General features: G+C 62.1%; 11 protein-coding genes and 1 riboswitch. Of the genes, 9 read left to right on the forward strand and 2 right to left on the reverse strand.

Translation table 11 applies throughout. From position 1 onward, the window contains the following. Nucleotides 1–30: 30 nt before the first annotated feature. A complete protein-coding gene (locus tag NKI70_RS28365; RefSeq protein ID WP_023679467.1) occupies nt 31–1,095 on the reverse strand; it encodes a putative urea ABC transporter substrate-binding protein in 1,065 nt (354 codons plus the stop codon). Between the two features lie 101 nt (nt 1,096–1,196). After that, nucleotides 1,197–1,312: riboswitch (guanidine-I (ykkC/yxkD leader) on the reverse strand. A 372-nt stretch (nt 1,313–1,684) separates the two neighbouring features. On the opposite strand from NKI70_RS28365, the gene NKI70_RS28370 reads away from it, so the two are divergent. The 7 genes from NKI70_RS28370 (at nt 1,685) to NKI70_RS28400 (ending at nt 7,204) form a co-directional block, all read left to right on the forward strand. Continuing rightward, a complete protein-coding gene (locus NKI70_RS28370; protein ID WP_352578215.1) occupies nt 1,685–2,329 on the forward strand; it encodes an NADPH-dependent F420 reductase in 645 nt (214 codons plus the stop codon). Next, nucleotides 2,322–3,821: an aldehyde dehydrogenase family protein gene (locus tag NKI70_RS28375; protein ID WP_352637691.1), complete on the forward strand. Its 1,500-nt coding sequence runs from the start codon at nt 2,322–2,324 to the stop codon at nt 3,819–3,821. Before NKI70_RS28370 ends, NKI70_RS28375 begins: the two co-directional genes overlap by 8 nt. Further along, on the forward strand, nt 3,818–4,588 hold the full coding sequence (locus NKI70_RS28380; protein ID WP_352578217.1) for a type 1 glutamine amidotransferase domain-containing protein: 771 nt from the start codon (nt 3,818–3,820) through the stop codon (nt 4,586–4,588). Before NKI70_RS28375 ends, NKI70_RS28380 begins: the two co-directional genes overlap by 4 nt. A gap of 145 nt (nt 4,589–4,733) precedes the next feature. Further along, nucleotides 4,734–5,078, forward strand: a complete 345-nt coding sequence (locus tag NKI70_RS28385) for a hypothetical protein (protein ID WP_023679472.1) — start codon at nt 4,734–4,736, stop codon at nt 5,076–5,078. Nucleotides 5,079–5,153: 75 nt separating this feature from the next. Next, complete coding sequence (locus NKI70_RS28390) at nt 5,154–5,948, forward strand: helix-turn-helix domain-containing protein (protein WP_352623095.1); 795 nt, start codon at nt 5,154–5,156, stop codon at nt 5,946–5,948. 70 nt (nt 5,949–6,018) lie between these two features. Then, the gene (locus tag NKI70_RS28395; RefSeq protein ID WP_031212580.1) at nt 6,019–6,210 is read left to right on the forward strand and encodes a YdeI/OmpD-associated family protein; all 192 of its coding nucleotides are present in this window, start codon (nt 6,019–6,021) and stop codon (nt 6,208–6,210) included. Between the two features lie 184 nt (nt 6,211–6,394). Further along, a complete protein-coding gene (locus tag NKI70_RS28400) occupies nt 6,395–7,204 on the forward strand; it encodes an MBL fold metallo-hydrolase (RefSeq protein WP_023679475.1) in 810 nt (269 codons plus the stop codon). Between the two features lie 161 nt (nt 7,205–7,365). Here NKI70_RS28400 and NKI70_RS28405 read toward each other — a convergent pair whose 3' ends face one another. Next, on the reverse strand, nt 7,366–8,235 hold the full coding sequence (locus NKI70_RS28405) for a LysR family transcriptional regulator (RefSeq protein WP_352501394.1): 870 nt from the start codon (nt 8,233–8,235) through the stop codon (nt 7,366–7,368). A 235-nt stretch (nt 8,236–8,470) separates the two neighbouring features. On the opposite strand from NKI70_RS28405, the gene NKI70_RS28410 reads away from it, so the two are divergent. Next, complete coding sequence (locus NKI70_RS28410) at nt 8,471–8,626, forward strand: YjiS-like domain-containing protein (protein ID WP_156937304.1); 156 nt, start codon at nt 8,471–8,473, stop codon at nt 8,624–8,626. Nucleotides 8,627–8,636: 10 nt separating this feature from the next. Continuing rightward, a partial coding sequence (locus NKI70_RS28415; protein WP_352725640.1) for an aldo/keto reductase occupies nt 8,637–9,252 on the forward strand: 616 nt, incomplete at its 3' end.

Consider the following 9,252-nt stretch of genomic DNA (forward strand, 5'->3'; position numbering starts at 1 on the left):
TTCCTCTGGCTAGCATGTCGCGCTCCCGCGTCAGAGCGTTCCGCCCGCCGCCTCTGCCATAAAGGCCTGATCGAAGCGCAGCTTGACGTTGTTGACGTCGCCCAGCGTCGAGCCGTCGGGGAAGCTCATGCCGATCACGTCGACGCTCGGCGCGTTGGTACCAAGAATGCCGTGGCTGAACAGGAAGTTGCGCACCAGATCCATGGTCTTCGGCAGTTCGGCGCCGTTGGTGAATGCGACCGCCTTGGCCGGCTCGAAGAACATCGCCGTTGATGCAAGCTGAGCGTCGAAACCGGCAAGATCCGTCCCCGACGCCTTGGCCATCTCTTCCTTGGCCGCCTTGCCTTCGGGCGTACCCGACGTCATCAGCGCCATGGCTTCATACCATGCACCGACAAGCGCCTTGCCCAAGGCCGGATTGTCCTTCAGCGTCGCGGTGTTGACGACCATCATGTCGATGATCTCGCCGGGGATCTCAGTCGAATCGAATACCTTGTGGGCGCCCGGCATGGCAGCGATTTCCGAGACCAGCGGATTCCAGGTGACGACGGAGGTGACGTCGCTGGTGCCGTAGGCAGCGACCATGTCGGCATCGGAAGTGTTCACCACCGTAATGTCCTTTTCGGCCAACTCCACCGTCTCCAGCGCGCGCGCAAGTAGGTAATGTGAGACGGAGAGCTCGACGAGATTGACCTTCTGGCCGGCAATATCCTTGAGCGCGGTCTTGTTCTTGAGGATGACCGCGTCGTTGCCGTTGGAGAAATCGCCGACGATCAAGGCCGTCGTGTCGACACCGCCGCCGGCCGGGATCGAAAGCGCATCCATGTTGGTCATCGAACAGCCGTCAAAGCCGCCGGCCGTGTACTGGTTGATGCTCTCGACATAGTCGTTGATGCGGGTGATCTCGACATTGATGCCGTATTTGTCGGCCCACTTCTTCATGATGCCGCTGTCGGAAAGATAGCCCCACGGCATCCAGCCGACATAGATCGACCAGCAAATCTTGAAGTCTTTCTTGGGCGCCGCTTGCGCGGCTGAGATGAAGGGGAGGCTGAGTGATGCGGCTAGGATGATTGTGGCCAGTTTGCGAAACATTACATACCCCTGTTTGCGATCCGGATTGCGTCCGAACGTCTGTTGGGGGGTTCACGGAGCGCGCATCCGGGAGAGGTTCGCGCCAGCAAACCCGTGCAGGGTTCTCCCGGGATTTTGGCCCGCCGTGTTCCGCCAGATGCCTCAATGCATCTCAAGCGGTCGCGTCTCTTGGACCAGCACCGTGATCGACACGGCCGGAACCCTAGACGCTCTGCACATGAATAACGAAGCAAGGGGCGTGCCAGTCCGGAAAGCCGTCCTGGGGCGGCCTTTCCCCGGATTTGCAGGCAATCGCGTTATGCTGATGCCACAAAAGTCATCGCAACGCCGACGGATTAGGCAAGGCGTCAACCAATATGAGCAAGCTTGTGCCCTGGGGACCTCCGCTGATCGCACCCTGCTCTATGGTCGCCCACACATACATGCCCAATAGGGACACGTTCGGGAAGGGCGTGAGCGCGCGGCGGATCCGGATGCCAATTGGCGCCGACCCATGTGACGAGTGCGCCCGATCGTGCAAGGGCAATTCGTGAAATAAGCGCGACTGCAATGATGCTAGGCAAGCCCGATCGCGTGTCGGGAGGCAGTTGTGAAAGTTGCGATCATCGGACCAGGCTCGCTCGGGAAGGCCTTGGCGAAATGTCTTGGCCTCGCCGGGCACGAAATTCGCCTCAGCTTCAGTCGTGACGAAGGCAAGTTGCGCGCAATCGCGGCAACCCTCCGTGTTGGCTTCGGTGCCCCTGACGAAGTAGCGAGATGGGCCGACGTAATTGCCCTGGCGACGCCATGGCCGGCTCTCGAGCTGGCGATGGACGCGCTTGGCGATTTGTCGGGCAAGATCGTCTGGGACAATACCAATGCAGTCGCACCTGACCTTTCCACGATGCTGCTAGGCACTACTACGTCTGTAGGCGAGGAGGTTCAGAGGCGCGCGCGGGGCGCCCTTGTCGTCAAGTGCATTCCGACCTTTGCCGAATTGCTTGACAGGGATGATCCGCGTCTCAACGGCGATCCGGTGACGAGCTATGTCGCCGGCAATGACGCAGATGCCAAGGCGGCGGTTTGCCGGCTTCTCGCCGATCTGCCGACAATACCGGTCGATGTCGGCGATCTCACGGCCTCGCGCCTGATCGAGCCGATGATGCTGCTATTGGTCCAGCTCGCCTATCGGCGCGGGATGGGGCCGACAATTTCCTTCAATCTCATTCGACAGGACGGACGGACTCATGACTGATTATCTACCCGCGCGGCGCAAGGCGATTCCAGTAGGACGTCTGCTGATCGATGGCCAATGGCGCGATGCCGTCAGTGGCGAGACTTCGACGACTTTTGATCCGACCACGGAGGCGGCGATCACCGATATTGCGAAGGCGGACGTCACCGACACGAGCGATGCCGTCGCGGCCGCGCAGCGGGCTTTCGAGCAAGGACCCTGGGCGCGGATGCATCATGAGGAGCGCGCCAAGATCCTGTTTCGCATCGCCGATCTAATGGACGAGCGGGCCGAGGATTTCGCGGTGCGCGAGGCGATGGATATGGGTATGCCCTATCGCGATTTCCGCGATATCATCATGCCGCACTGCTCAGGACTGTTCCGCTTTCATGGCGGGCTCGCCATGAGCGCGATGGACGGCGCCTATCGTACCAGCTACGAACCAAATATCAGGATCCTGACGCGGCGCGAGCCGCTCGGTGTGATCGCTGCGATCACCCCGTTCAATTTTCCCCTCGCGCTGTCCTGTTCGAAAATCGCGCCGGCACTCGCGGCGGGTAACACGGTCGTTCACAAGCCTGCGACCGACACGCCCCTGACGGCCCTCGCCTTGGCGCAAGTGATCCTCGACGCGGGCGTGCCGCCAGGCGTCTACAATCTCGTCACCGGCCCGGGCGGCACCATCGGCGACGCGTTGGTCAACGATGCCCGCGTCGGCAAGATCGCCTTTACCGGGTCGACCACCGTCGGCCAGGGCATCATGCGCAACGGTGCCGGGACGATGAAACACCTGACCATGGAGCTCGGCGGCAAGAGTCCCAATATCGTTTTCGCCGATGCCGATATCGATGTCGCGATACAGGCAGCCTTCTGGGGCATCTTCTGGAACAAGGGCGAAGTCTGCGTCGCCGGATCGCGCCTGCTGGTTGAACGCGCCTGCTATGACGAGGTCGTCGAGAAGCTGAGCGCCATGGCGAAGTCGGCGACGCTCGGCGATCCGCTGGACCCTGCGACGATGATCGGGCCGATCGCATCGCGGGGCGAGTATGACAAGGTCTTGAGCTATGTCGAAGAGGGCAAGCGCACCGCGCGACTGGCCGCGGGCGGCGGCACCCGCCAGGTCAACGGCAAGGGCCTCTTCATCGAGCCGACCATCTTCGCCGATGCGACCAACGACCTAAGGATATCGCGCGAAGAGATTTTCGGCCCTGTCCTGCCGGTGATTCCATTCGACAGCGAGGAGGACGCGATCCGGATCGCCAACGATACGAGCTACGGGCTCGCCTCGGGCATCCAGACCAGCGATCTCGGCCGCGCCTTGCGGCTCGCCGACCGGATCAAGGCAGGCACGGTCTGGCTGAACTGCTGGCACAAGTACCATCCTAATGCGCCGTTCGGAGGTTTCAAGATGAGCGGCTATGGCCGCGAGCAGGGCCGCGAGGCGTGGGAAAGCTACACCCAATACAAGACGATTTGGGCGAATCTTGGCGAACCAGTCGAGATGGCGCGATGAGCGTGCGCGATTCCAACCCACTCGACCCGCGGCATCCTAAACGCGTCGCGATGGTCCTTTCAAACCCGGCTGTGTCAACCACCACAGGCTGGCCGGTCGGGTTTTGGTGGAGCGAGTTAACTCATCCCTGGCTCGCCTTCACCGAGCGCGGATATGGAGTCGCGATCTTCTCGCCTGAGGGCGGCAAATGCGAGGCGGATGCGTTGAGCGACCCGCGCGATCCGTCCGGCTATTCGGATACGGATCTGATCTCGCTCGGTTTCCTGTCGACGCCGAAACTGGCGGCGCTGGTGGAGACGACCCGGCCCATCGCAGAGCTGTCGGTCGACGCGTTCGACGCTATCGTCGTCGCTGGCGGCCAAGCGCCGATGTTCACCTTCGAAGGCGCAACTGAGTTGCAGCGGCTGTTCATCAACTTTTTCGCGGCCGGCAAGGTCGCGGCCGCCTTGTGTCATGGCGTCGCGCTGCTGCGCTACGCTCGCCTCTCAACCGGCGAGCTGCTGGCCAAAGGGCGCACTGTTACGGGTTTCGCCAATGTCGAGGAAGACTTCGCCGACAATGCCGTCTGGGAGATGGGCGCGCTGCCACACGGTACGCATCTGATGCCATGGCGGATCGAGGATGAGATGCGTGCGCTCGGCGCGAATTATGTTCAGGCCGGGCTGTGGCGCGATTTTGCCGTGCGCGACGGCAATTTGATCACCGGCCAGCAGAACTTCTCCGGAGCGGCGACCGCCCGTCTTGTCATCGAGGCGCTCGGTGGCTGAGGACCAAAGACCGCTCCTGTCGGTGAAGTTCGGGAGACAAACTCGCCGTCAGGGCGGGCGATGCCAAACGACATCGGCCCAATAGGATCCGGGTCCGTCCAAGAACTCCACCTCAAACAACCACTATCAGCAGCGAGGATGAACCATGGCCGTAGTGACGACACTTGATATTGCCGGCCTGACGGCCGAAGATTATAGCCGCATCCTCGATCGGATCGGCGTGGAGAAACGGCCCGCTGGCGGCATCTACCAGCACATCGCGCATGCCACAGACGATGGTTATCGCATCATCGAGATATGGGACGACAAGGCAGGCCTGGAGCTCTTCTTGCAGGACACATTGTTTCCCGCCGCACAGGAACTGCAAGTTCAGCGTGAAATGACCATTATGACCCAGACACTGCACAACATCTTTGTGCCCCGGATTGGTGAACTGACTGCCCTGGCAAATGATGCGCCTGGTGGACCAGTCAAACGGGCAAAAGTGTAGGCATCAAGGATCGAGGATGCGGCGATCGATCATCGAAGTCCTGGAGGAACTTGCGTCCGGACGCCCGGTACAACGATGGTGACCGCGGCAAGTGCAAAGAGGTTGTTCTTTCCTGCCGGCGACTATCGCCATGCGCCGGCCGGAGTCGTTCAGCTGCGTGTGATTCGCAGCGGTTCATCCTATGCAGAGATCGATCTTGGCCGCGGGCTGCGGCGCGTCTTCACCCGCCCCGGCGACCTGCTGCTCAGTCTTCCCGAGCGTGCCACGCGGTTCAAGATCGAGGAGCCGCGAGAGCTGACGATGATCACCGTTGACTCCGCGCTGGCGTCAAGGCTCCTGGTATCCGCAGGCGGGACCCCCGAGGACCTGGCAATCCTGACCGATCGACCGATACGCGATTCGCTGGTGGCCGAGTTGTGCCGACGCCTCGAAGGCGACCCGCCAGCCAACCCGATCGTCCGCGAATGGACGCTGGGCCTGGTTTTCGCGAACCTGCTCCGTCTCGGGCATGCACGCCAGCGGCAGCAGAAGTCTCCGGTCCTAACCTCGCAGCGGTTCGACCGGGTCCTCGCTGCGATTGACGGCGATCTGGAAAAGGGGGTGTCGATCGACCATCTTGCCGGAATCGCGGGAATACCACGACGCGCCTTCACCGCCGCCTTTCGCGAGGCGACGCAATTGCCGGTACATCAATTCATTTTACGCCGCCGCGTTGATCGCGCGGTCGAGCTTTTGGAAAATAGCGATCTGCCGCTGGCCGAGATTGCTCAGCACGCGGGTTTCACTCACCAGGCCCATATGAATCGCGTCGTGACCCGATTGAAAGGGCTGTCGCCAGGCCGGCTGCGGTCTCGCAGGCGCGACGGCTGACTTGTGATCTATTCCAGCATCAGGATTCGAATGGCGGAGATGTGAGTTGCTGAAACGTCCGTTGGCTAAGATGCCCGACAGTTTGCGTGCAGAGCTCGAGGCCGCAAATCTGATGACTGCTTTCGAGCAACGGCCTCCCTATCAGCGCAATGATTACTTGCATTGGATCGAGCGCGCCCGTCACCCGGAAACACGCCGAAAGCGCATAAATCAGATGATTGACGAGCTTACGAAGGGAGGAATCTACATGGGAATGCAATAAGAGCTGGCATCGCCGCGAAGCTAGCAGATCCGTCAACGATCATCTTCCGATCCGTGGCCTATCGAGATCGGGTGCTTTCCGCATTGATCTTCATCGGTTTCCCCACGCTTTTGCGCAGATTATGCAGGGAGCCAATAGTGACAATCGAACCTATCCTCCATTTTCGTTTGCGGCAGGTGGCCATATGATCGTGACATCGCAAACCAATAACGTGCTCGGCAGCACGTCAGGGAGGTGGCGCGTCTGGTCGCTCTCGGACGGTTACATCGAGATGCCGGCGGACCTTCTGCGGGACCCGCAGGATAATCCGGTGCCGCAAGCTGCGTTGGCAGGGGCGCTTCGCCTGTCTGTCAATTGCTTCGCGCTCGCAGGTCCAGGCGTTGACGGCGTTCTGATCGACAGCGGAGGAGGGGGCTGGGCTCCGACAGTGGGGCGTCTTGAGCAGGCCATGGCGGAAGCCAAGATCGACCCGGCTTCGATCACGGTCTTGGCGCTCACCCACGCCCATCAGGATCATGTGCACGGACTTTTGACCCCCGACGGCCGAGTGCTCTTTCCAAACTTGAAGGCGATCGCTATTCCCGAGGCGGCTGTGGGGAGCTTTTTCGCTTACGCGCACCTTGCGCAGTTCCGGCCCCTGCTGAAGCCTGTCCAGAATGGCGACCAGGTGGGTGAGCGATTGAGGGCGGTCGCCCTGCCCGGTCATGCTGCCGGTCATACCGGCTACGCGTTCGACTCGGACGAGGACCGTTTCCTATTCTTCGGGGACGTCGTTCATGTGCCGGCCTTGCAGTTCGGCAATCCCGCGTTCAGTTGGGGCTATGACGACGATCAGCTGACCGCGCGCGCAACCCGCCTAAAGGTTTTCAGTGACGCGGCCGAGGCGGGGACGTGGATCGCCGGCGCGCACCTTGGCTGGCCGGGCATCGGCCGCGTGCTGCGTAAGGGCGAAGCATACGGCTATGAGCCGGCAGGAGGACGAGTGACCGGATAGGCGGCCCGGTGCTGATCGGTTTATACCGCTCTCTTCGCCCAAGGCAAGGATCTCGACGAGCAGCGCGTCGCACTCCGGCGTCCTCAACGGCGGCGCTACCATCGTCCGGCCCACCAAAATATCTGATTTTGATCCACTGGCGGCCGATCGATGCCTGAGGCTTACCGGATCGGCGTCTCGCCGCGAAACAGCGGCTGGTGCGCCCGCATCAAGGCGGCGATCCGGTCGGCGACTTTCCGTACCGGCGGGGAATGACGTTCCTCGTGATGGGTGACGATCCATTGGTCGGTTTCAAGTTCGGGGATAGGCTGAGCAACGCGAACCAGCCGCGGATCGCCGTCACCGACGAAGCACGGAAAGACCGAAAGGCCGGCGCCGGCGGCCACCAGTTCGCGCACCGAATGGGTGTTGTTGCCGCGTACGGCGATGCGGTCGCCGTGATGGGCTTGCAGCCAGCGCGCCGAGGCAATGTTTGCGCCTTCGCCGGTGACGCCGACGAACAATCCGGCGGCGATGCCGTTGATCAGGTGACGTCCGGAATAAATGGCGTGGGCGACCTTGCCGCTCTGACGGCCGGCCAGCCACTGCTCGGTCGGGCGCTCGCTGCGGATGCCGATGTCGGCGGCACGGCGGCCGATGTCGACCCGGTCGGTGGTGGTGACAAGCTCTACCCTTATGCCGTCATCGACCGTCCAGATCTCGCCGATATGGGCGGAAACGAAGGCCGAGGTCCATGGCCCGGCCGAGACGCGGACAATGCGGTCGGGCAGGTTTCCCTCGCGCCAGCGGGTCAGCGACTGCATTGCCGCCTCGACGTCTTCGGCGCGCCGCAGCAGTTCCTCGCCGACCGGGGTCAGCCGGTAGCCGGTCTGCTGGCGCACGAATAGAGGTTCGCCGATCTGCTTTTCGAGCGCGGTGACGCGTCGTCCAAGGGTGGCTGCGCTGAGGCGCGTTGTTCCCGTCGCTGCGCTCAAGCCACCCAGCCGCGCAACGTCGAGAAACAACCTCAGATCGTCCCAGCCGATATCCATTTTGCAGAAATGAAAAACTCCTTGCGACCGTGGCTGTAGCGCAAAGCGGGCATCGTGCGCAAGTATGCAGGCATTGGAGGCGTTGGACAATCCTGCCCGGCGGGACAGGGACAAGCGCCTCGGCTGGCCAAGAAGCGAACTGAACCCTTTCGATCGCGCATGCGATTCGCGCAGAGGTTTTGCGCTTCCGACCAACCCAGGCGCGCAGGCATTCTGCGTACCAAAGGAGACGATCATGTTGGATGAACTTCGATACCGTTTCGCCCGCTGGATTGCCTATCGCCAGACGCTTGCGAGCTTGAGGCAGGCCCGGGACAGCACACTGGCGGATGCCGGCATTTCTCGCGAAGAGATCCGCGAGCGTGCCCGCCACGCCAGCTTGCGTCGTTGAGGAGCCGGGCATGCAGATGATGATGCTTTGGGATGGCCGCTCGGTACCGCGCATCGGCATCGGCACCTGGGCGGCGGGTGGCCCCGCGCGTTGGCGTGACACGGCGACAATCTATGGCGAGGTCGACGATATCAGGTCGCAAGCCGCGCTGGCGATGGCTTATGAGATCGGCGCGCGGGTGTTCGACACGGCTGCCGCCTACGGCGCCGGCAATGCCGAACTGATCCTCGGGCGGGCGTTGAGGGGTAAGGACGAAGCCGTCATCGTCACCAAGGTCGGCTATTTCGGCGATCCCGAAACGCGTAAGATCGCACCCGAGGATGCCTCTGCCGCGGCAATCCGGACATCGATCGACAATTCGCGGCAGCGCCTGCAGCGGGATTGTATCGACGTCGTGCTGCTACATATCAACGAGTATCCGATCGAGCGCGCCGGCGAGGTGTTCGATACGCTCGGCCTGTTGCGCCAAGAGGGCAAGATCGGCGGCTTCGGCTGGAGCACCGATCACCGCGAACGGCTTGCCGCCTACGCGCCGCGCGAGGGGTTCGTCGCCGTAGAGAACGACTTCAATGTGTTTACCCCGGCGAACGAGCTGATGGCCGTTGCGGCGCGCGAGAACCTCGTCT

This window comes from Mesorhizobium sp. M0500 (assembly GCF_040321165.1).
GTDB lineage: Bacteria > Pseudomonadota > Alphaproteobacteria > Rhizobiales > Rhizobiaceae > Mesorhizobium.